This window comes from Paenibacillus thalictri (genome assembly GCF_004307995.1).
GTDB lineage: Bacteria > Bacillota > Bacilli > Paenibacillales > NBRC-103111 > Paenibacillus_AF > Paenibacillus_AF thalictri.
On the sequence record NZ_SIRE01000046.1, the window covers coordinates 1 to 22,438 of the forward strand.

Genomic DNA, 22,438 nt, shown 5'->3' on the forward strand with positions numbered 1-22,438 from the left:
GATGAGATTTCCCAATTAGTAAGACCCCTTGTAGACGACGAGGTAGATAGGTTCGGGGTGGAAGCGCGGCAACGTGTGCAGCTGACGAATACTAATCGGTCGAGGGCTTAACCAATATTTATGTTGAAGTTGTTTCGCATCCAGTTTTCAGGGATCAAGACCTGAACCGTTTTGCGTAAAGCAAAACATGTTTGGTGACGATGGCGGAGGGGAACCACGCGTACCCATCTCGAACACGACCGTTAAGTCCTCCAGCGCCGATGGTACTTAGACCGCAGGGTCTCGGGAGAGTAGGACGTTGCCAAGCGAATTATGTACGCTCATCTTTAAGTAAGCTGGGCGTGCACAATGTTCCCTGATAGCTCAGTTGGTAGAGCACTCGACTGTTAATCGAGTTGTCACAGGTTCGAGTCCTGTTCGGGGAGCCACGCTTCCATAGCTCAGTAGGTAGAGTGCATCCATGGTAAGGATGAGGTCACCGGTTCGATTCCGGTTGGAAGCTCCACATTGAGGCCCGTTGGTCAAGGGGTTAAGACACCTCCCTTTCACGGAGGTAACAGGGGTTCGAATCCCCTACGGGTCATAAGTTTTAATTGGAGGCTTAGCTCAGCTGGGAGAGCATCTGCCTTACAAGCAGAGGGTCGGCGGTTCGATCCCGTCAGCCTCCACCATCATATGCCGTTGTAGCTCAATTGGTAGAGCAACTGACTTGTAATCAGTAGGTTGGGGGTTCAAGTCCTCTCGACGGCACCATGTTGTTGGGGATTAGCCAAGCGGTAAGGCAACGGACTTTGACTCCGTCATCCCTAGGTTCGAATCCTAGATCCCCAGCCATGTTTGAGCCATTAGCTCAGTTGGTAGAGCACCTGACTTTTAATCAGGGTGTCGTAGGTTCGAGTCCTACATGGCTCACTTTTCTCTTATGCGCGTATGGCGGAATTGGCAGACGCACCAGACTTAGGATCTGGCGGGAGACCGTGGGGGTTCAAGTCCCTCTACGCGCATCATATTTGCGGAAGTGGCTCAGCGGTAGAGCATCGCCTTGCCAAGGCGAGGGTCGCGGGTTCGATTCCCGTCTTCCGCTCCATATTATGTTCCCTTAGCTCAGCTGGATAGAGCGTTTGACTACGAATCAAAAGGTCGGGAGTTCGAATCTCTCAGGGAACGCCATTATTGTCGGGACGTAGCTCAGCTTGGTAGAGCACCTGGTTTGGGACCAGGGGGTCGCATGTTCAAATCGTGTCGTCCCGACCATTTTTTTGCGGGTGTAGTTCAATGGTAGAACTCCAGCCTTCCAAGCTGGTAGCGTGGGTTCGATTCCCATCACCCGCTCCATAACATAGAAAACTTAAACCTTTGCGATGCAAAGGTTTTTTTGTTTTAGCGCGCCTAGCCAAGCTAGGCACAACTAATTGATGCAAGTTCAATCGAGGTAAGAGCCAAGTCGCCTCGTAGCTGACAGGCAACGGGTGGAGAGATCCTAAGGTTGAAGCCCTGTGACAAAGTAACTCTGCAAGGAGTGCGAGCAAAACAGCGGGCCGTAACATGAAGTGAATCCTGCCGCGTCGTTAAAAAAGACCTGAAAAGGACAAGAGGGAGTCGAGCCCCGTGAAATTGGGCGAAGACCATGGAACGCGTGAAGCCCTTGGAAGTGCAGCGCGGAAGAACCCTCCGGCGTAAGGGGATCGGCATGCTGGGAAAGTTGTGCTTGGAACTAGGGAGACCCTAACCCGCACAAAATTTCTTTTTTTTTGTAAACAGCGGACCTATAAGCCCGAAAAGTGAAGTGGCGAGCTGCGGGAAGGGAGTCGGAGGGGATTGTAGTACCGATGAAGTGAGGACAACAAAACCTCATGAAGGGAAGAGTCCCTGCTTTGTTCAAGCAAGTGGAGGAGGTAAGAGTGAGTGAATGCAGACAAACCTGCTAACTACGCCAAAGTCAAAGCTCAAGAACTTCAAAACAAGCTATATCTTGCCGCCAAGGAAAACCCAAAGCGAAGGTTTCATGCACTTTACGACAAGATTTATCGGGAAGATATTCTCTGGGAAGCATGGAGACGAGTCAAAGGCAATAAAGGAAGTGAAGGAGTTGATGGGTTAACCATCGACCATATCGTAAGCAAGTACGGTGAAGAGCGATTCGTTGAAGAAATCGGAAAGCAACTGATCACAGGCACGTATCATCCGCTACCCACACGGCGTAAAGAAATACCGAAACCGGATGGAAAGCTTCGCCCGCTCGGTATTCCTGCTATAATCGACCGCGTCGTACAAATGGCAACGAAGCTGATGATCGAGCCGATCTTTGAAACGGACTTCAAGGAATGTTCTTATGGATTCCGCCCAAAACGGGATGCCAAAGGAGCAATTCGTCACATCCGGCGTGCCGTAAAGAAGGGTGTTTACTGGGTAGTGGACGCTGATATCTCTGGATATTTTGACAATATTCCGCATGAGAAGCTAATGAAGCTTGTGGAGCAAAGAATAAGCGACAGAAGAATACTCAAGCTCATACGGAAGTGGCTGAAGGCAGGTTTCGTAAAAGATGATCAGTTCTACGAAACCGACCTCGGAAGCCCGCAGGGTGGGGTCATCAGTCCATTACTTGCAAACATTTATCTAAACTACCTTGATACGATCTGGGCGAACAAATTCACTGAACTCGGCACTCTAGTGCGGTATGCTGATGATCTAGTCATCCTTTGCAAAAGCAAAGAGCAAGCGCTTAAGTCAATCGACGTACTGAAAGCTGTATTCGGGAAACTTGAATTACAGATGAATACGTCCAAATCCAAACTTGTTAACCTATGGGATGACAAAGCGGGATTCGACTTCCTAGGCATGCATCACCGAAAAATCCCAAAGCAGGTCAAGGGATCGGATCGCTATATCTTGCGAAGCTATCCTTCGAAGAAAGCCATGAAGAAGATGAAAGAGAAGGTAAAAGAAGTTACGGAGTCGCGCAACCGACTATTCTGGACAATGAATAGAATGGTCGAGGAACTCAATCCGAAGATACAGGGATGGAGAAACTACTACGCGATGGATCCTTTTGCTGACTTATTTCTGAACAAGATCGACTGGTATATTCGAAAAAGACTGATGCTGTTTTGGAACAAGAAACGCAATCGTCGTAAAAAGCATGGTAACTCCAGAACAGTAGGTATAGTGGCTCAGTATTCTGGATTAAAGAAACTTGTAAGCTAGGGAAAGTACCGTAACGCGGAAGAAAGAAGAACATCGGAAAGCCGGATGAGGGAAAACCTCACGTCCGGTTTGATGCAGGGGGAACTGAAAAAAGTAAACGAGGGCTTCCGCCCTCCAATGAAATTTCAGTTCTCTACTCTACTCCGGAGAAGGATTTTGTTCTATTCAATTGAACAAAAACGCTACTGTCCAGCAAAAAACGGTCGTGTTATCATTAGGGATATTTACAGGACCGGAGGAGCGGCACATGCTCAAACGCATCATGATCAAGCTGATTCCAACCAAATTAAAGATTAGATTATTTACGGCATCGCTGTTTCTTATCGTGCTTCCTTTTGCTATCATCCAGAACTACCAGTTTCGCGAAGTAGAGTCGCTGGTGATGAATCAGATAAACGAGTTAAACAGCAATCAGCTGTACCAATTGGCAGAGGGATTCGAAAGTTTAAGAAGCAAAGCTTCGCTGACCATGTTTCAGTATGAAAAGGACTTTGTACTGATGGATATTTGGCAGCACCCCGAATTATATAATGAGCGGGAACGCAACGGCCTTATGGAGGAAAAATTCAGACTGACCCGCAATCAGCTGCCTGCAAGCAGCTACGTCCACTATGTCATCGCAGATACGCATGAAAATATATACAGCTCCTATACCCCGGCGAAGCCGCTTCAACCAAAAACGTTTTGGAAGCAACCGGAGGAAGTTGGAGCCGGCCCTTCACAGCAATCCTTGGGCTGGCGTCTGGTCAATTCCAATTCCCTCAATCTGGACGGGGCAACAAGCCCTAGTCTTCTGTCCAATTTCTCCGTCGTGCAAGATCAAAACCGTATGCCAATGGCGTATATCCACATTTTTATCGATTATGAGGCATGGCTGAGAGCGAACTCCCAAGACTTCTCCACAGGCCAGTCGTATTTTATTGTAAATCAGATCGGAGAAACGGTGACACAGACCAAAAGAGGTTCCTTGCTCACCGAAGAAACGGTTCGATCCGTGTTGAACGGAGAGCGGCAATATCCCTATATGGAGGAACCGGGGATGACCTCAACCATCAATAGCGTGTTTATTCCGTCGATGCAATGGTATTTTGTCGGCAAGTTTCCGATCAGTTTGTTTTTTGGCGACTTGATCGGTTTAAAACGCAAGTTTTTGCTCACCTCGCTTATCATCACAAGTGTGTTTATTGGCATTACCTTGCTTATATCGGGTTCTATCACCAGACCTCTCCAACGAGTGCAGAAAAAAATGCTGGAGATGGGAAAAAACAATTTAAAGATCCAGATACAAGAGCAGCCGTATAAAGGCGAAATTCTTACTTTCGTCCAGTCGTTTAACCGCATGGCGACGGATATTAAAGATTTGGTCGAGCAGCTTAAGATTGAGGAACGTCAAAAGGAAGCGCTGCATTTTCAAATGCTGCTGAACCAAATCGATCCGCATTTCTTGCTGAACACGCTGAATACAATTAAATGGGTTTCTCTTGATCAGAACAACCAGACGGTCTACGAAATCTCGGTCGCTTTGGGCAGGCTGCTTGAGGCAAGCTTAAGTTCCGAGCAAGACTTGATTCACCTGTGCAAGGAGCTTGAACTCATACGCTCCTACGAGTATATCCAGAAATACCGGTTTAAAGATATGTTTGAAACCCGCTATACCATTGAGTCCGAATTGGAATACGCGTTAGTGCCCAAGCTTTGCTTGCAGCCCTTGGTTGAAAATGCGATTTACCATGGTTTCGCTAATATGCAGCAGGGCGGCATTGTAGATATACGGATATACCGGGAGCGCCAAGGTATGGTTCTGGAGGTTCAAGATAATGGGCAGGGCATCCAGAGCGCGCAGCAAACAACAGCCCGCCGGCAGAGAAAAGGAATCGGTCTGGAAAATATCAAGCAGCGCATCCAACTGCTATATCATGCGGAAGCGTCTGTTGAGGTCGTCAGCGATTCATGCGGAACGCTGGTGCGAATCACGATTCCGCTTCTGATAGCGGCACCTTTTCTGGAAGGAGAGGATCGGTTTGTGGACGGTTCTGTTAGTTGAAGATGAAGAAAACGTAAGGAGATTCGTTAGGCGCAACATTCAGTGGGGGGCATATGGCTTTGAGGTAGCCGGTGAAGCCTCCAATGGGAAAGAGGCTTGGGAGCTGATGGAACGGCTGCGGCCTGATGCGGTTATTAGCGATATTATGATGCCCATTATGGATGGCACGGAGCTGCTGGAGAAAGCAAGAGAATCGGGAATGGAATCGGTTTTTATTATGCTTACCTGTCTTCAGGAACTCAAATACGCTCAGACTGCCATGCAGCATGGAGCGTTTAATTACATTTTGAAGGCATCCATGACGTTGGAATCACTGCATGGCGAGCTGATCAGGCTGGACCGGGAGTTAAGCCGAAGGAACGAGCGTCTGGCAAAGGATAGAAGGCCTTGGTTTGATGCGTTATATTCCGGGTTATGGGAATCCGATTTCTCCGTCAACAATTCCTTGGAGGCAGATGTCTGGCTGCAAGAAACGTATCCTCATCTTGCCTTATTCTCCGTATTTCACGGTAATATGCCGTTAGAACCGTATGAGCTGCAGCTTAAAAACCTGTTCCGTTCAAGTAAACCTGCAATAGTTAATGAATTTAAGAAGTACGGGCAAACGACCATTTTTGTATGGAGCCGTTCTCCGATTCACCCGGAGCCCGTTCTTGATGATTTCCCCTACCCAATAGTTTACGGACTGGCGCAAGCATTGGATCAACTGCCGGCGGTATGGCAGTGCATCTTAAACGAATGGGATTCGGCTTGGTACGAAAATCAAGTGATGAATAAGAAGACGCTGCTGCACGGCCCTGACCTTGGCCGGGAGCGGTTGTCGGCGGATGGGCCTCTTGTATGGAGCATCGAGAAAGAGCTCGTTCAAGCTTTTGAGGAAAGCAAAATCGAGCAGGTCAAACAAAGGCTTTATGACTTGATGGAGCTGATGAAACAGCAAAAGACGAGATGGTATGTTGTGAAAAAAGCGGCCCTTCGCTGGGACGAGCAAATACGCAGGTTGGTTTACGGCAGCCGCATGGATGATGGAGATTCGGCGATTATACACGCCTCCAGCCATCGGAAGCTTCTGCATATATTGCAGTCCCGTTTCGAAGCTTACTATTACGAATCAATCCAAGCAAACAATCAACGTACAGACCATTCCGAAATCAATGTCATCTTGTCTTATCTGCACCAATACTACTATCAAGAAATTTCACTCAAATCGATGTCGCAGCTGGTTTCGATGGACGGACATTATTTGAGCGGATTGTTCAAGAAAAAAACCGGTGACAGCATGATTACTTACCTTCATAAATTGCGGATTGAGTAGGCGAAGCTGCTGATCGTCAATACCTCCATGACGGTTTCTACGATCGGTGAGAAGGTCGGATTTATGAACGACAATTATTTTATCAAAATATTTAAACGGTGGGTCGGGACAACGCCCAGCGAGTATCGCACGAGTCAAACTAAAACACTCATATAGGAGGACATATGAACATACAGATCGACGCTAATTATCCCGGCGGGAATATCGCCGTTCATTCTATTGAGGCTGGCTGTGTCGACGTTGAGCAGGAATTAAGGGATACGACCCGATGGTGGTTTTATTGGAATTTTCGGATGCATGCCGATGAACCGGGGGATGTGCTGATCCGTTTTGCAAACGGCGATGTGGTTGGTCCTTGGGGGCCGGCTTACAGTAAGGACGGCATCCATTGGGAATGGTTGGGCAGTCATGCCCTGCAATCACATAGCTCCTTTCGTTACCGGATCGAGGAGCCGAATCAGCAGGTTTATTTCGCGTATTCCTTGCCGTACCAACTCCAGCACTTGGAAGCGTTTATGCAGAGCTTGGATCCGCCTTCATATACCGAAATGACAAGCCTTGTGCAATCCGAGCAGGGCCGGCCGATACCGCTAATTACATTCGGCAGGGCGGACGCACGCCGGGACATTGTGCTCACGGCGCGGCATCATGCGTGTGAATCCACCGCCTCTTACCTTCTGGAGGGAGTTATGGCTTATTTGGCTTCAAGATCGGGCAGCACTTTCATGGACACTCACCGGGTACACTGCGTGCCGATGATCGACTTGGACGGCGTTGAAAACGGCGATCAGGGCAAAGATCGCTCCCCCCATGATCATAACCGGGATTATACAAACAATCCCTTGTATAAGCCCACTCAGGCGCTGATGGACTATGCACGGGACTTGAACGTCATCTTGCATATTGACTTCCATTGCCCTTATTTATGGGGGGAACGCAACGATTATCCGTTTTTTGTTCATAAACCGTCGGAGGTTGTCAATGGAAACATCATGCGCTTCGGTCAACTGCTGCTGTGGCAGGCAACCGGCGAGATTCAATACGATCCCGCTAAGGATATTATGTTCGGGGAGGATTGGAATCTAAGCACCGTCGGAAAATGCAGCGATTTCTTTATGGAGCTGGGCACACCTCTCACGACTACGTTGGAATTCCCTTATTTCGGCTACCGGGAAGGGCTGTGGACTACCGATCAAATCAAGCGCTTCGGCTTCTGTCTGGGAGAAACGATCGAAAGGTTTTTGAGTGAAGCGTAGCGGCCGAGGACCGGAGAAAAGCCACAAATATGTTCTATTTAACCACTTACATATGTGAATGGGTACACCTCCTTCTTCGGGGTATGATGGAAGCATCAATTCATGAAGGAGGTGCACCTGTTGAACGCAGGACAGTCAACCTGGTCGAGAGTCTGGTCTTACCGGGCATTTTATTTGATGCTGGCGCCGGGTTTGATATGGTACATCGTTTACAAATATTTTCCCATGTACGGCATTATTATCGCCTTTAAGGATTTTGACATTTTGAGCGGAATTATGAGCAGTCCTTGGGCGGACCCGTGGTACAAGCACTTTAAGCAGTTTTTCGAATCGCCTTACTTCGCGCAGCTTCTGACCAATACGTTCCTAATCAGTGTGTACAAAATTTTCTTCGGTATGGTCCCCCCTATCGCGCTTGCTCTGCTGCTCCACGAATGCCGCATCGGTTGGTTGAAGCGGCTCGTTCAGATGCTGAGCTACATGCCGCATTTTCTCTCGTGGGTTATCATTTACGGCATCTTGATTGCTTTCCTGTCGCAGTCGTCCGGGCTTTTCAACCGCTGGATCGTTGAGTCGGGGGGACAAAGCATTCCTTTCCTGACTTCGACGGACTGGTTCCGAAGTATTCTCGTAGGTTCGGATATATGGCAGAACCTCGGTTGGGGAGCGATCATCTACTTAGCGGCGATCTCGGGAATCGATCCGACGCTGTATGAGGCGGGGCGGGTGGATGGTGCAGGCCGGCTTCGCATGATGTGGTCGATCACCCTGCCGGGTATTCGCAATGTGATTATTTTGCTGCTGATCCTGAAGTTGGGTCATATTCTGGATGCCGGGTTTGAGCAAATTTATATTTTGTACAACATCCAGGTGTATCCGGTGTCCGACATCATCGATACCTGGGTGTTCCGCACCGGGCTGGAGCAGATGAATTTCAGCATGGGCGCCGCGGTGGGCTTGTTTAAATCGCTGATCGGCTTCATCCTTGTGGTTGCTGCCAACCAGATCGCCAAAAGGTGGGGGGAAGGCATATGGTAACCGGCAAAAACGATCGGGTGTTTAACAGCATGGTTTACGTCATCCTCGCGTTCGTAGGACTGGCTGCCGTATTTCCGCTGATGTATGTGCTTTCGGTGTCGATTACGCCGATGAGCGAAGTGCTTCGCAATGGCGGATTTATCGTGATTCCGAAGAAGATTACCTTTGAAGCTTATCAGCTGCTATTTTCCGAGTCTCGCATCCCTGCTGCATTTTCAGTGACGTTTACAATAACGGTAATCGGCACCGTGCTGAATCTGGTGCTGACGATGCTGATGGCGTATCCGTTGAGCCGTAAGTTTTTGCCGGGAAGAAGTTTTTTTCTGCTGATCATTGTGTTTACGATGCTGTTTAACGGCGGATTGATCCCGACGTATTTGATTGTAAAGCAAACCGGACTGCTTAATACCGTATGGGCGATGATTATCCCCAGCGCAGTTTCTACTTTCAATCTGCTAATTATGAAAAGCTTTTATGAGAATATGCCGGCCGAACTGTTCGAGTCGGCACGTATAGACGGGGCGAAAGAAATGCGGATATTGCTGCAGATTGCGGTTCCCTTATCGCTGCCGGTCATTTTGACGGTTGGGCTGTTTTATCTGGTCATGCATTGGAACGAATTTTTTCAAGCGATTATGTATGTCGTTAATCAAAAGTTGTATCCGATACAAGTTGTTGTCCGCAGCATTTTGCTGCAATCGCAAAGCGCCACGGAACAAATTGAAAATCCGATTCCGACGGATGCGACCAGGATGGCCTCGGTTATTGTCGCTAGTCTTCCGGTTATCGTCATGTACCCGTTTATTCAGAAATATTTTACGCAGGGCATGATGATCGGTTCAATTAAAGGATAAGAGCGGGGAAAGGCTGGAATTCGGCGCTGAACGCAGCAGCCATTTATTAATGACATTAAAGGGGAGAAATGAAATGATGCAAAGAAAACGTGCGCTGGGTGCGGCTGTATCGGCAGTTGTTATGGCTTCGGCGGTGCTTGCAGGCTGTGGAAGCGGAAGCGGGAGCGCCGACAAAAACCAGCAGGCAGCCGGCAATGCGGCGGGAGGGGCGCCGACGAAGAAGGGCCCGATCAAGCTGGAAATGATGCTTAGTACAACAAGTAAGCTGCCGGAAGAAGACTATATCAAAAAGACGTTTGACCAAAAATTCAATACCGATATCCAGTTAACGGTCATTCCGGCGGTAGAAGAATTCAATAATCGGTTGAATGTCCGTCTTGCCTCGGGAGACTATCCGGATATTATGGTTTTGTCCGACCGGAATCAAGTCCAGCAGTATGCTTCCAAAGGGTTATTGCTGGATTTGACCCCCTATAAAGCAAAAATGCAGGAGATCAGCAAATTCATCGGCGAAGATAACGTGAATGCCGGTATGATCGGCGGCAAATTGTTTGCGATCTCCAAGAAAGGCGGCATGCCGCAAAGCAATTACTGGATTCGCAAGGACTGGCTGGATCAACTGAAACTACCGGTCCCGACGACAACGGAGGAGCTGCTGGCCGTCGCAAAAGCGTTCACCGAGCAAGACCCGGACGGGAACGGGAAAAAGGATACCTTCGGATTAACCGGCAGCAAACTCAACACGTTTCTCCCGCTGTTCGGCGCTTTCGGAGTAGGCTTGCCTACCGGCCAGCTGGATCCGGTCGCCAAAGGTTCGTTGTATGTAAAAGGAGGAGCGCTGGTCGACTCGTTCCATGATGCGGGCATGAAGGAAGCGCTGACTTACGTTAAGAAGTTTTTGGATGCGGGTGTAGTGGATCCGGATGTGTTCGCCAATACGAGCAACCAGCACGACAAGAAGGCTTTCCAAGGCAAAGCGGGCATTATCTATACCGATTTCCCGCGGTTTACCAATGAACCGCAAATGAAGGAATGGAAAGATGTGAACCCGAAGGCTGAGTGGATTCAGCTCGCGCCTCCGAAAGGACAAGCACAATATGCGGGAGCTTGGGATGTCAGCAAACCGGCCTTTGGCATGCTGGCATTTCCGAAGGTGATTGAGAAGGATATAGATAAGCTGGATAAAATATTGGAGATTTTAAACTACACCTCAACAAAGGAAGGCTCGGAGCTGGTCGCATTCGGCGAGAAGGGCCGCCATTATAATCTGGAGGGCAATAAATTTATTACGACGCCACTCAGAGCAAAAGAAATGTTCTGGCCGTATCAGTTGACCGGGCGGGATGAAATGCAGTACCTAATCAATGTCGGTTACCCGGAAGCGGAAGTGAAGAAGTCGAATGAAACGCCAAGGCTGAAGGCGCTGAATGGCTATGTGATTCTGCCGGACGGTTATGCCTCGACGGATGCGGAACGTTATATCGAAGAGGAGTTGGCGAAGTTTATTTACGGCAAACGGCCGATTGATGAATACGACGCCTTCCTGAAAACTTTGGACACGACATTTAAATATAAGGTTTATTTGGATTCGGCGGCAAAGCAGCTCGGCGAGCTGGGGCTTGTTAAATAACGCAGGGGATAGGCCCTGCAATGTAAACTGAATCATCCAAGCAAGCCGCTTCGAGCCTATGCCGCATCCGGGCGGCTTGTTTTCAATGAAGTGGATGTATCCCATTTTCCAAGAAAGAGGGATTTCTATATGTATAAATGGCCAGTTGGAAAACTAACGTGAATTACCATTATGGTGGTACTTCTGTCGCTTGCTCCTTATGCCGATCTGCGGGGCACCGTTAACGTTGCCCATGCCTCCGATATTACCGTAGACAACGGAGCGACTGAATACAGCGAGCGGGAAGGCACATGGTCAACCGTAAGTGCGATCGGCAATGGAGGCACCGATGTGCGCAGATCGAATACGGCCGGTGCCGGAGTAATGTATTGGCTGCCTGCGGGAGCGGATTCCGGATATTATACGGTGCAAATTTATAAAGTAGTTACTGCCGACGGGGACCCGAACGCCGTCATTGGCGTCAGGCATAAGGACGGTGCGGAAAGCTTTACCCAGGACTGGACGTCCGGCGCCTCCGAATGGATTACGCTAGGTACCTACTATTTTACACCGGGGAATGCAGACACTTGCATTTCATTGGTACGCGGCAAAAGATTCGGCGGTTCTGGCTACGTAACGGCCGATGCAGTCAAATTCATACCTGCGCCGACCTATACGCCCGCTCCGCCGCCTGCGTTTGATGCCGGTGCACCGACGCCACCTGCGTTTTTGCCTAGCGGATACACGTTAGCGTTTATGGACGACTTCAACGGCTCCAGTCTGGATTCGGCTAAATGGGACACCTACGACATCACTTCCGCGAACGGGGCGTACAGGCCGGAGAACGTTACGGTATCCGGGGGCAATCTCCAAATCGCAATGAAAAAAGAAACATACGGCGGTAAAAGTTACACCTCAGGAGGTGTGCTCTCCAAGCCGTCCTTCGGATACGGCTATTACGAAGCCCGATTGAAATTCAGCGGAAGCGGCTCGGGCTGGCACCAATCATTCTGGTTGTATACGTATTTGGGAGTGCGGGCATCCACCCCGGACAATTACGGAGAGGTCGACATTATTGAAACCGATTCCAGCAATACTGGAAAGTATTCCACCAATTATCATGATTGGCATTGGTTATCGGCAGCGCATGACAACTATGGGGGCCAGCTTGTCACCACCGATTCGTTGTCGAACAACTATCACACGTTTGGCGTGTGGTATACCGACAGTACGGTCAAGTTTTACTTGGACGGCGTGTACAAAAACGAGATTAATATATCAGCTTCGGTCAAAAGCAAGCTGAATATCATACTGAACGCCGTGCAGTATGAAACGATGAACGATGCCAACCTGCCGGGCTATTACAATGTCGACTGGGTCAGATACTTTGCCGCGCCGGCTTCCGCATCCAATCCGCAGCCGACAGGAAACACCTTATTCAGCGACGATTTTGAGAGCGGCAGCTACAGCAACTGGACGTCGGGAGCGGGAACATGGTCGGTTGGCACGGACGGAACGAAGGTGCTGAGCCAGACGGACAGCGGTACATCGGGCCGGGCGTTTGCGGGAAATGCAGCGTGGACCGATTACACTGTCGAAGCGCGGGTCAAGGCAAACGAGCTGCCGGTTAACTCGGCGTCGGGCATATTGGCGAGGGCGACGGCGGATTATAACAATTACTACTGGTTGCGGCTGCACCAATCAGGCAAAGTGCAGCTTTACAAAAAAGTGAGCGGCGGCACGCCGGTATTGCTTCAAGAAACGGCTCAGTCTGTTGGTGCAGGTACATGGAATACGCTGAAGCTGGTGGTCAAAGGCAGCGCCATTACCGGTTACGTAAACGGCGTGCAGAAAATAGCGGCAACGGATAGCGGTTTAACTAGCGGCTTGGCCGGAGTCAGCTCATATCAGCAATCGTTTAGCGTCGACGATGTGAGAGTGGCGTCAATTCCTCTGTTCAGCGACGATTTTGAGAGCGGCGGCTACAGCAATTGGACGTCGGGAGCGGGAACATGGTCGGTTGGCACGGACGGGACGAAGGTGCTGAGCCAGACGGATACAGGCACGTCGGGGCGTATCTTTGCAGGAAATGCAGCGTGGAGCGATTACACTGTCGAAGCGCGGGTCAAGGCAAATGAGCTGCCGGTTAACTCTGCGTCGGGCATATTGGCGAGGGCGACGGCGGATTATAACAATTACTACTGGCTGCGGCTGCACCAATCAGGCAAAGTTCAGCTTTACAAGAAGGTAAGCGGCGGCACGCCGGTGTTGCTTCAAGAAACGGCGCAGTCTGTTGGTGCAGGTACGTGGAATACGCTGAAGCTGGCGGTTAACGGCAGCGCCATTACCGGTTACGTGAACGGCGTGCAGAAAATAGCGGTAACGGACAGCAGCTTGACCGGCGGTTTGATCGGCGTAAGCTCGTACCAGCAATCGTTTAGCGTCGACGATGTAACGGTTGGACGGATTGGTTCGTAGCATTAAGCAATTGTCCGGACCTTAAAGACTTCATCCCTTCGGCACCCCAATGAGAGCCGGAGCGGGTGGAGTCTTTTTATGCCCGTGTTAACGTTAGCCGGATGTCTTTGCCGCGATTAAACGCCTCTTATCCTCCGCGAATAACACGTCCCCCCTCCCATGCGAGCTTCATAGAATTGTCTGTATTTGGCACTTAGACTTGTGAAAGTTTTATGAAAAAAAGCTATATACGAGAGTAGTGTTGTGATAAAATATTCATTATGATTTATCGGAGATCATACTGCTAACAGAAAGAGCTCACACAAAAGGATGGGGAATTCGAATGACAGAGGCAACAAGCCTGAGTATGAAAAATTCGACGAATAACCTGCTCCGCCGGGATGTCCGGTTTCTGGGACATATTCTGGGGGAGGTTCTTGTGCATCAGGGCGGCAACGAGCTGCTCTCAGTCGTCGAAAACATAAGGGAAATGAGCAAGTCCGTCAGGACCCATTTTACGGCGGAGGCATTTGATGAGTTTAAGCAAACAATCAGCAGTTTGGAGCCTGGGGTTCGTCACCAGGTTATTCGAGCGTTCGCTGTGTACTTCCAACTTGTCAACATCGCCGAACAAAATCAGCGGATTCGCAGAAAACGCGACTACGAGAGAACTTCCGGCGAGCAAGTGCAGCCGGGTTCGATTGAAGCGGTTGTTCGCGAACTGAAAACGAAAAATGTACCGGCAGCGGAAGTAGAGCCGATCCTGCAAGGTATTTCTCTAGAGCTGGTCATGACGGCTCACCCGACGGAAGCGACCCGCAGAGCGGTGCTCGATATCCACCAGCGCATCGCCAAAGATGTCATGGAATTGGACAACCCGAACTTGACTAACCGGGAAAGAGAACAGCTTCGCCAGAAGCTGTTGACGGAAGTCATTACGTTGTGGCAAACCGATGAGCTGCGCGACCGCAAGCCGACGGTTATTGATGAAGTGCGCAACGGATTGTATTATTTGGATGAGACTTTGTTTGACGTAATTCCGGATGTGTACCTGGAGCTGGAACAATGCTTGAACAAATATTATCCAGAAGGCCAATGGAATGTGCCTTCATTCCTGAGATTCGGCTCGTGGATCGGCGGAGACCGCGACGGCAATCCTTCGGTCACTTCGCGAGTCACTTGGGAAACGCTGGGCTTGCACCGGCAGATGGCGATTCATAAATATACAGAACAGCTGCGTGAGCTGATGAACCATGTCAGCTTCAGCAAAAACATCGTGGAAGTTACTCCGGAACTGCTCGATTCAATTGCCCAGGACCGCGAGCGGGTAGAGCTTAAATCCGAAGAAATATGGCGCAATGAAAACGAGCCGTATCGGATTAAGACAACCTACATGATCGAGAAAATTCAGAATGCCAGTAAATCAAATGTATCTGCCGATAAAAAATATAACAGCCCGGAAGAATTCGCGGCTGATTTAAGGCTGGTTGAGCGGAGCTTGCGCAACCATTACGCGGACTTCGTAGCCGATATGTATATCAAAAAGCTGATTCGCCAAGTTGAATTGTTCGGTTTCCACCTTGCCGCTTTGGATATCCGCCAGCACAGCAAGGAGCACGAGAACGCCATGGCGGAAGTGCTTGCGAAGATGGATATCACACAGGGATACGCTCAGCTTTCCGAGGACGAGAAGATTGCTCTGCTGACGTCCATCTTGAACGATCCGCGGCCGATTACATCGATGTATCATGAATACACCGAATTGACGCAGGAATGTCTGGATGTGTATAAGGTCGTGCGCAAGGCGCAAGGCGAGTTCGGACGCAACTGTATTCGCAGCTATTTGATCAGTATGACGCAAGGCGCAAGCGATTTGCTTGAGGTGCTTGTATTCGCCAAGGAAGCCGGTTTGTACCGTCACGAGGCGGATGGAAGCATCACTTGTACGCTGCAGTCCGTGCCGCTGTTCGAAACGATTGACGATCTGCATGCGGCGCCGGAAATTATGGCGACCCTCTTTAAAATCCCGGCTTACCGCAACAGCTTGAAAAGCACCGACGATCTTCAGGAAATTATGTTGGGTTACTCGGACAGCAACAAGGACGGCGGCGTGATTACCGCCAACTGGGAGCTGCGTGTCGCGCTGCAGAGCATCACGGCTGCCGCTAACCCGTTTGGCATCAAGCTGAAGTTTTTCCATGGCCGCGGCGGGGCGCTTGGCCGTGGCGGCATGCCGCTGAACCGCAGTATTCTAGCCCAGCCGGCCGAAACGATCGGGGGCGGCATCAAAATTACCGAGCAGGGCGAAGTGCTTTCCTCCCGTTATTCGATGAAAAGCATTGCCTACCGGAGCTTGGAGCAGGCAACTTCCGCATTGATTACTGCGGCGATGGCCGTCAAGCATCCGCAAACGAATCCCGCTGAATCGAAATGGGAAGAAATTATGAAAGACATTTCGGAAAAAGCGCAAACCAAATATCAAGACCTGATTTTCCGCGATCCGGACTTCCTTACGTTCTTTAAGGAATCTACCCCGCTGCCGGAAATCGGCGAGCTGAATATCGGTTCCCGTCCTTCGAAGCGGAAGAATAGCGACCGCTTTGAGGATCTGCGTGCGATTCCATGGGTATTCGCCTGGACGCAAAGCCGTTATTTGCTGCCGGCATGGTATGCATCAGGCAGCGGCTTGTACAGCTTCTACCAAGGGCGCGAAGAAAACTTGCAGGTGATGCAGGACATGTACCGTAATTGGGGATTCTTCCAATCGCTGGTCGATAACCTGCAGATGGCGCTTGCGAAAGCCGATTTGCTGATCGCTGAAGAATACAGCGGCATGATGAAGGACCAAGCGGTTGCCAAGCGTATTTTTGGGCTGATTCGTGAAGAATATGAAAAGACCTCGGATCTGATTCTGAAAATTACCGGACAACAGGAAATTTTGGACAATGTACCGGTCATTCAAGAATCGATCCGCTTGAGAAATCCGTACGTCGATCCGCTTAGCTACTTGCAAGTGCAGCTTCTGGCAGAACTGAGAGAGCTGCGGGAACGGAACGATGATGATGCCGTGTTAATCCGGGAAGTGCTGCTGACCATCAACGGCATTGCCGCAGGACTCCGGAATACAGGCTGATCCAAGCGATAAGTGAATAAGCAGCACGGGAGTGCCGGGAGCCTAACTACAGGGCGACCGGCATTTCGCGTAAGTGGGGGGTAGTTCCATTCGCCGCAGGAATGAACATGTTTCTATTTTTTGCGGGAAAAATACATACAGACTTACATCTTGTGATAAAATCAATCATTATGGTTACACCTTCAGTGCCGGTGCTGATCTGAACATATCCTCCTATTTGAGCGGGGGACGGATCGCTAGCATTCATGCTCGGTAAGGTGGAACCGCCGGCAGCGGTTATCACTGCTTTTTTCATATTGGGAGAGACTGTACATGGTGTGCAGTGGTTTGGTATGCTGGTGGTATTGGCCGGAATTTCCATATCCGAAATACGGGGGAAACGATCCCGGATGGATGAGGAGCGGGAGGAATACGGGTGATTCAAATAGATACGCGGCTCGCCAAGCTGGCTAGAGACGGCGACCGCGGCGCATTTGCGCAATTGGTTGATATGTATAAGGATAAAATATATCATCTTGCTTATCGGATGATGAGCAACAAGCAGGAGGCGGAAGACGTCGTGCAAGAGACGTTCTTGCGGGTGTTTACGAATTTGGAGCGTTATGACGATCAGCAGAAGTTTTCCACATGGATTTACCGGATTGCGACCAATTTGTGTATCGACCGGCTGCGCAAACGGAAAGCCACTTATTCGCTGGATGCGGAGACGAACGAAAGCGAAGGAACCGACTTCTATTCTTTTATGCCAAGCAACGAAGATACGCCAGAGAAGCAATTGATTTTGTCGGAGACGCAGCAGCAAATCCGCGAATCGATTGACGAGCTGCCGGAGAAATATAAATCCATTGTGATCTTAAGATATTTGCAGGATATGTCTTTGCAGGAAATCAGCGATGTATTGACGATGCCAATCACAACGATTAAGACGAGGCTGCACCGCGGCAGGGAATTTCTACGGAAGAAATTGGAGCAATCTTTTGGGCCGTCATCGTAAACGATTTTTGAAACATAATCTGTTCTATTACGTATCGTATAACACGTGAACAATGGAATCGAGAAAGGAGCGGCTCGTTATGGAATGCAGTAGCGCCCTCCCTTTGATACATGAGTATCTGGACGGGGATTTAGCGGGGGAACAGGCGGCTGAGTTGAAACGGCATCTGCTCGTATGTCCTTCCTGCAATGCAATGCTCCGGCAGTTTGAAATGACAGAGGCGATGGTAAAAGCAGGACCGCCCGTGAAGGCGCCTGACGATTTGAAAGACAGGATTATGCTGGCATTGCCGCCTATTAAAGATAAACGTACCTGGCTGCAGTGGGTACGCCGCCATCCGGCCGTATCGGTCGCCGCGGTGTTTGTGCTTGTGATGATGAGCAGCTACGTATCGCTCTGGAACGAGGATCATGAGCTTGTTGTCAAAGGCAACGCCGCGGATTTGGAGCAGGTCGTCATTAAAGGGGATACGGTGTATGTGCCGCAAGGGCATAAGCTGGCGGGGAATTTGACGGTGCAGCACGGCAAGATGCAGGTGGACGGAGAAATCGACGGAAATGTGGTTGTGATTGACGGTTCGATGAACCTGGCATCGACGGCGCATATTTCCGGCCAAGTGACCAAAGTGGATGAGGCGTTTGAGTGGATGTGGTTTAAATTCAATGAATTTTTCTCTCAAATATCCAAATAATATAGGTCATGGGTACCTTTTTCTAAAAACTCCCCCAGGGTTCGTCCCAAAGGGAGGTTTTTTTACTCCGGAATATGGTATGATCTAGTGAAGACAATATATAAAGCAGTCACGACCCTTTCACCAGGTTCGCATAGGCTGATGTTTAGAAAAAGGGCGCGAGGACGCTCACGGTATATCACGGGGGAACTTGCATGGATCTGATAGCCGATATTTCAATTAAAGACATTATAGACATCCTTATCGTTAGTTATGTGATGTACCAACTCATCTTACTGATCCGTGGAACCCGGGCGATTCAACTGCTGAAGGGGATACTGGTCGTTGTCATTACATGGGCGATCAGCATCTGGTTTAAGCTGAACACGCTGCAATGGATGATGAACCAGATGTTCACGTTTGGCGTGCTGGCGGTCATTATCATTTTTCAGCCGGAGCTGAGGAGAGCGCTCGAGCAGTTGGGGCGGGGGACGCTGTTCAGCCGCTCGACAAGCGAAGAGGATCAGGAAATTACAAGGGGCATCGGCGAGCTGATTAAAGCGGTTAATTATTTGAGCCAGCGCAAAATCGGGGCTCTGCTTGTGTTTGAGCGCGAAACGGGACTCACCGATTATGTCGAATCGGGTATTGAGCTGCGATCTGTTATAAGCTCGGAGCTGCTTATCAATATTTTTATACCGAATACGCCTTTGCATGACGGGGCCGTCATTATCAGGAAAAGCACGCTGATGGCCGCAGGCTGTTATTTGCCGTTGTCGGAAAACCCTTTTATCAGCAAGGAGCTGGGGACACGCCATCGCGCCGCGATCGGTATGAGCGAGGTATCCGATGCCATCAGCGTTATTGTGTCGGAGGAGACCGGGCAAATCTCGCTGGCGATGAACGGGCATATCATCCGCAATATTCACGAGGAAGCGCTGCTTTCCAAGCTGTTTGAGGAATTGAAGCCTAAGACCAACACGAAGCAGAAGAACCCTTTCTGGAAGAGATGGAGGGTTCGTAAAAATGGATAAATGGCTCAGTAATACGAATGTGGTAAAAGTATTGGCCTTATTGCTAGGCATCCTGCTATGGGTCGTGGTGCACATGGAGGACAATACGCTGCCCGGCAGCGGGGGGACCGGCATTAAGGAATACACGATCTCCAATGTCGCTGTTACGCCTAAGTACGACAGCAGCGCCTATTATATTCAATCGATTGAACCGGCGCAGGTGGTTGTTACGCTTAACGGCAAAGAATCGGCCTTGAAAAAGGTGCCGACCAGCGGATATGCTGTAGAGGTCGATTTAACGAAGGTCGGCAAAGGCGAGCATATTCTGACGCTGGACACGATTAATTTTCCGCCCCTGGTGTCTGTGAAGGTGCTTCCTGCCAGCGTCAAAGTCGTGATTGAGGAGAAAGCAAAGAAGGAAATGCCGGTTACGGTCAACGTGACGGGCAAACCTGCGACGGGGCTGAAGGCCGGTCAGGCGGTGGTGAAGCCGAACAAGGCGATTGTTACGGTGCCCAGCAGCAGGCTGGATGAAGTGGACTCGGTCAAGACGGAAATCAGTGTCGACAAAGCGTCTTCGCCGGTTAGCAAACAGGTGAAGTTGGCCGTCTATGACAAGAATGGCAGGGAAGTGGAAGGGGCTTCGATCGACCCGCCGGTCGTCGATGTGGAGGTGCCGATCACAAGCCCGTTTATTACGGTGCCGCTGCAGCTGAAAACAAGCGGTGAACCGGCTCGCGGGTTCAGTGTAGCCTCCATCACGAAAAACATCGATAAGGTCACGATTTACGGCCCGCAGGATCAGGTCGATCGTCTGGAGTTCTATGAAGGTCCTTCCATCAATTTAAACGATCTGAAGGAAGATAAGGAATTAAGCGTCGATATACCGCTCAAAAACAAAATTACGCAGATTGAGCCCTCCAAGGTGGAAGTGAAGATTAACATTGTTCCGTCGGTCTTTAAGACGCTGGACGGAATACCTTTCTCCATCATCGGGCAAAACGACGGTTTCGATACCAAGGTGGTCGCTCCGGAGACAGGGAAGCTGAGCATTGCTGTCGAAGGCGCTCCGGATGTGCTGGACAAATTGAAACCGCAGGACGTGCAGGCTATCGTCGATGTCAGCAATTTGCCCCCGGGCCGATACGATCTGCCGGTGTCGATGAACCTGCCGACCTTTGTGAAGAAAGGGCAACAGCAGGATTTTAAAGCGACTATAGAGATCAGTGCCAAGCCTGGGAAAACCCAGACGGCACAATAATGACCATCAACCATGGGAATAGGAGAACCTACAGATTATGGGGAAATATTTTGGTACAGACGGCGTCCGCGGTGTCGCCAACCACGAATTAACGCCTGAGTTAGCTTACAAAATCGGCCGCTGCGGCGGTTATGTATTGGCAGGGCAGGTAGAGAAGCCAAACGTCGTTATCGGCAGAGATACACGGATTTCCGGCCCTATGCTGGAAGCGGCGCTGGTAGCCGGCCTGTTATCGATCGGAGCTAATGTCATTCGTCTGGGGGTTATCTCGACCCCTGGCGTAGCTTACTTGACACGGGCGATGAATGCCGATGCCGGGGTTATGATTTCCGCATCGCATAATCCGGTGGCGGATAACGGCATCAAGTTTTTCGGCGCCGACGGCTTTAAGTTGTCCGACGAAACCGAGCTGGAAATCGAACGGCTGCTTGACGCCGAGAACGACGAGCTGCCGCGGCCATTGGGCGGAGAGATCGGTTTGGTAACGGATAACGAGCAGGCCAAGTTCCAATATTTGAATTACGTGCAGTCGACGGTCAAACATTCCTTCGACGGCCTGCGTGTCGTGCTTGACTGCGCTCACGGCGCGGCGTATGAGCTTGCTCCCAAGGTGTTCCGCGAGATGGGCGCAGATGTGATAACGATCGGCGCAGAGCCGACCGGCCGTAACATCAACGATCACTGCGGTTCGACGCATCCGGAGCATCTGCAGAAGGCGGTGCTGGAGCATAAAGCTCATATCGGGCTAGCTTTTGACGGGGATGCTGACCGCCTGATTGCGATTGACGAGACCGGAGCGGAAGTGGACGGCGACTTTATTCTAAGTATTTGCGGTCATGCGCTCAACCAGGCCGGCAAGCTGAATCACAGCACGATTGTGACGACGGTTATGAGCAATATCGGCTTTTTCAAGGGAATCGAGAAGGTAGGGCTGAAAGCGGCCAAAACGGCGGTCGGCGACCGTTATGTCATGGAGGAAATGCGCAAAGGCGGGTATAATCTCGGCGGCGAGCAGTCCGGCCATGTCATTTTCCTCGATTACAACACTACCGGAGACGGTATTCTGACGGCGCTGCAGCTGGTTGAGATTATGGCTCACACGGGCAAAAAGCTGAGCGAGCTGAAGATGCTGATGCGTAAATACCCGCAGGTGCTGGTCAATGTGCGTGTTGCCGATAAATCCAAGCTGAAGAACAACGAAGCCATCGAGCAGGCGATTGCACAGGTGGAGCGGGAGCTGGGAGACAACGGCCGCGTGCTGGTCAGACCGTCGGGTACGGAGTCGCTCATTCGTGTCATGGCCGAAGGACCGGATAAAGAGCAAGTGGAAGCTTACGTCAAGCAAATCGTCGATACGGTGGTTAAGGAATTGTCCTGATTCCAGGAAAATAGGGGAAACCGACACTCTTGCTGCGGAACGCATAACAGAGTCTAGGATAAGGCGTTAGTGCCTTATAACGGACTTTGTTGCTGAAAGCAGCAGGAGTTTTTTGAGTTGTTGAAGTGAGGCGGGCGGATGACGTCTGTTTAAAGCGTTTACATTTGCAAATGAGCATAAATGGGATTTTTATTACTATTGTATGGGTT

The 22,438-nt window shown here is 50.2% G+C and carries 16 protein-coding genes, 12 tRNA genes and 2 rRNA genes; all 30 read left to right on the forward strand.

What is annotated here, in order from left to right:
* A 23S ribosomal RNA gene (locus EYB31_RS38185) occupies positions 1–115 on the forward strand; the annotation flags it as partial.
* Positions 116–190: 75 nt separating this feature from the next.
* A 5S ribosomal RNA gene (rrf, locus tag EYB31_RS38190) occupies positions 191–307 on the forward strand.
* Between the two features lie 45 nt (positions 308–352).
* Positions 353–428, forward strand: a tRNA-Asn gene (locus tag EYB31_RS38195).
* A gap of 1 nt (position 429) precedes the next feature.
* Positions 430–505: transfer RNA gene (locus tag EYB31_RS38200), tRNA-Thr, on the forward strand.
* 6 nt (positions 506–511) lie between these two features.
* Positions 512–583 (forward strand) — tRNA-Glu (locus EYB31_RS38205).
* A gap of 12 nt (positions 584–595) precedes the next feature.
* A tRNA-Val gene (locus EYB31_RS38210) sits at positions 596–671 on the forward strand.
* A gap of 6 nt (positions 672–677) precedes the next feature.
* Positions 678–753, forward strand: a tRNA-Thr gene (locus EYB31_RS38215).
* Between the two features lie 6 nt (positions 754–759).
* A tRNA-Gln gene (locus EYB31_RS38220) sits at positions 760–834 on the forward strand.
* A gap of 5 nt (positions 835–839) precedes the next feature.
* A tRNA-Lys gene (locus EYB31_RS38225) sits at positions 840–912 on the forward strand.
* 12 nt (positions 913–924) lie between these two features.
* Positions 925–1,004, forward strand: a tRNA-Leu gene (locus EYB31_RS38230).
* A gap of 8 nt (positions 1,005–1,012) precedes the next feature.
* Positions 1,013–1,087: transfer RNA gene (locus EYB31_RS38235), tRNA-Gly, on the forward strand.
* A 6-nt stretch (positions 1,088–1,093) separates the two neighbouring features.
* Positions 1,094–1,170, forward strand: a tRNA-Arg gene (locus EYB31_RS38240).
* A gap of 7 nt (positions 1,171–1,177) precedes the next feature.
* Positions 1,178–1,254 (forward strand) — tRNA-Pro (locus EYB31_RS38245).
* Between the two features lie 7 nt (positions 1,255–1,261).
* Positions 1,262–1,335: transfer RNA gene (locus tag EYB31_RS38250), tRNA-Gly, on the forward strand.
* Positions 1,336–1,905: 570 nt separating this feature from the next.
* A complete protein-coding gene (gene ltrA, locus EYB31_RS38255; protein WP_131018864.1) occupies positions 1,906–3,207 on the forward strand; it encodes a group II intron reverse transcriptase/maturase in 1,302 nt (433 codons plus the stop codon).
* 247 nt (positions 3,208–3,454) lie between these two features.
* On the forward strand, positions 3,455–5,251 hold the full coding sequence (locus EYB31_RS38260; protein WP_131018865.1) for a sensor histidine kinase: 1,797 nt from the start codon (positions 3,455–3,457) through the stop codon (positions 5,249–5,251).
* Positions 5,229–6,566 carry a response regulator gene (locus EYB31_RS38265; RefSeq protein ID WP_165452828.1) on the forward strand — a complete coding sequence of 446 codons (1,338 nt, stop codon included), beginning with the start codon at positions 5,229–5,231 and terminating at the stop codon, positions 6,564–6,566. Before EYB31_RS38260 ends, EYB31_RS38265 begins: the two co-directional genes overlap by 23 nt.
* Before the next feature lie 12 nt (positions 6,567–6,578).
* Positions 6,579–6,722: an AraC family transcriptional regulator gene (locus EYB31_RS41650; RefSeq protein WP_420819500.1), complete on the forward strand. Its 144-nt coding sequence runs from the start codon at positions 6,579–6,581 to the stop codon at positions 6,720–6,722.
* Positions 6,723–6,730: 8 nt separating this feature from the next.
* Positions 6,731–7,822 carry a M14 family zinc carboxypeptidase gene (locus EYB31_RS38275; RefSeq protein ID WP_131018868.1) on the forward strand — a complete coding sequence of 364 codons (1,092 nt, stop codon included), beginning with the start codon at positions 6,731–6,733 and terminating at the stop codon, positions 7,820–7,822.
* 177 nt (positions 7,823–7,999) lie between these two features.
* A complete protein-coding gene (locus tag EYB31_RS38280; protein ID WP_420819501.1) occupies positions 8,000–8,860 on the forward strand; it encodes an ABC transporter permease in 861 nt (286 codons plus the stop codon).
* Positions 8,854–9,714 carry a carbohydrate ABC transporter permease gene (locus EYB31_RS38285; protein WP_131018870.1) on the forward strand — a complete coding sequence of 287 codons (861 nt, stop codon included), beginning with the start codon at positions 8,854–8,856 and terminating at the stop codon, positions 9,712–9,714. Before EYB31_RS38280 ends, EYB31_RS38285 begins: the two co-directional genes overlap by 7 nt.
* A gap of 73 nt (positions 9,715–9,787) precedes the next feature.
* A complete protein-coding gene (locus EYB31_RS38290) occupies positions 9,788–11,344 on the forward strand; it encodes an extracellular solute-binding protein (RefSeq protein WP_240763209.1) in 1,557 nt (518 codons plus the stop codon).
* Between the two features lie 171 nt (positions 11,345–11,515).
* The gene (locus EYB31_RS38295; protein ID WP_131018871.1) at positions 11,516–13,801 is read left to right on the forward strand and encodes a 3-keto-alpha-glucoside-1,2-lyase-like domain-containing protein; all 2,286 of its coding nucleotides are present in this window, start codon (positions 11,516–11,518) and stop codon (positions 13,799–13,801) included.
* 322 nt (positions 13,802–14,123) lie between these two features.
* Positions 14,124–16,913 carry a phosphoenolpyruvate carboxylase gene (gene ppc / locus EYB31_RS38300; protein WP_131018872.1) on the forward strand — a complete coding sequence of 930 codons (2,790 nt, stop codon included), beginning with the start codon at positions 14,124–14,126 and terminating at the stop codon, positions 16,911–16,913.
* Positions 16,914–17,158: 245 nt separating this feature from the next.
* Positions 17,159–17,332 (forward strand): hypothetical protein, encoded by a 174-nt coding sequence (locus tag EYB31_RS40540; protein ID WP_165452829.1) that lies wholly within the window; start codon positions 17,159–17,161, stop codon positions 17,330–17,332.
* Positions 17,329–17,907, forward strand: a complete 579-nt coding sequence (gene sigW / locus EYB31_RS38305; RefSeq protein ID WP_131018873.1) for an RNA polymerase sigma factor SigW — start codon at positions 17,329–17,331, stop codon at positions 17,905–17,907. The genes EYB31_RS40540 and sigW overlap by 4 nt, the downstream gene beginning before the upstream one ends.
* 79 nt (positions 17,908–17,986) lie before the next feature.
* Positions 17,987–18,598: a zf-HC2 domain-containing protein gene (locus EYB31_RS38310; RefSeq protein WP_131018874.1), complete on the forward strand. Its 612-nt coding sequence runs from the start codon at positions 17,987–17,989 to the stop codon at positions 18,596–18,598.
* 194 nt (positions 18,599–18,792) lie between these two features.
* Positions 18,793–19,611 carry a diadenylate cyclase CdaA gene (cdaA, locus tag EYB31_RS38315; RefSeq protein ID WP_131018875.1) on the forward strand — a complete coding sequence of 273 codons (819 nt, stop codon included), beginning with the start codon at positions 18,793–18,795 and terminating at the stop codon, positions 19,609–19,611.
* Positions 19,604–20,851 (forward strand): CdaR family protein, encoded by a 1,248-nt coding sequence (locus EYB31_RS38320; protein ID WP_131018876.1) that lies wholly within the window; start codon positions 19,604–19,606, stop codon positions 20,849–20,851. Before cdaA ends, EYB31_RS38320 begins: the two co-directional genes overlap by 8 nt.
* A gap of 37 nt (positions 20,852–20,888) precedes the next feature.
* Positions 20,889–22,229: a phosphoglucosamine mutase gene (gene glmM / locus EYB31_RS38325; protein WP_131018877.1), complete on the forward strand. Its 1,341-nt coding sequence runs from the start codon at positions 20,889–20,891 to the stop codon at positions 22,227–22,229.
* The last annotated feature ends 209 nt before the right edge of the window (positions 22,230–22,438 follow it).

Excerpts from the sequence above, each read along its gene's own strand:
- EYB31_RS38285 (WP_131018870.1), top strand. The coding sequence starts at position 8,854 with ATGGTAACCGGCAAAAACGATCGGGTGTTTAACAGCATGGTTTACGTC.
- EYB31_RS38290 (WP_240763209.1), top strand. The coding sequence starts at position 9,788 with ATGATGCAAAGAAAACGTGCGCTGGGTGCGGCTGTATCGGCAGTTGTT.
- EYB31_RS38280 (WP_420819501.1), top strand. The coding sequence starts at position 8,000 with ATGCTGGCGCCGGGTTTGATATGGTACATCGTTTACAAATATTTTCCC.
- EYB31_RS38310 (WP_131018874.1), top strand. The coding sequence starts at position 17,987 with ATGGAATGCAGTAGCGCCCTCCCTTTGATACATGAGTATCTGGACGGG.
- EYB31_RS38260 (WP_131018865.1), top strand. The coding sequence starts at position 3,455 with ATGCTCAAACGCATCATGATCAAGCTGATTCCAACCAAATTAAAGATT.
- EYB31_RS38275 (WP_131018868.1), top strand. The coding sequence starts at position 6,731 with ATGAACATACAGATCGACGCTAATTATCCCGGCGGGAATATCGCCGTT.
- glmM (WP_131018877.1), top strand. The coding sequence starts at position 20,889 with ATGGGGAAATATTTTGGTACAGACGGCGTCCGCGGTGTCGCCAACCAC.
- EYB31_RS38295 (WP_131018871.1), top strand. The coding sequence starts at position 11,516 with ATGGTGGTACTTCTGTCGCTTGCTCCTTATGCCGATCTGCGGGGCACC.
- EYB31_RS38320 (WP_131018876.1), top strand. The coding sequence starts at position 19,604 with ATGGATAAATGGCTCAGTAATACGAATGTGGTAAAAGTATTGGCCTTA.
- EYB31_RS40540 (WP_165452829.1), top strand. The coding sequence starts at position 17,159 with ATGCTCGGTAAGGTGGAACCGCCGGCAGCGGTTATCACTGCTTTTTTC.
- ppc (WP_131018872.1), top strand. The coding sequence starts at position 14,124 with ATGACAGAGGCAACAAGCCTGAGTATGAAAAATTCGACGAATAACCTG.
- cdaA (WP_131018875.1), top strand. The coding sequence starts at position 18,793 with ATGGATCTGATAGCCGATATTTCAATTAAAGACATTATAGACATCCTT.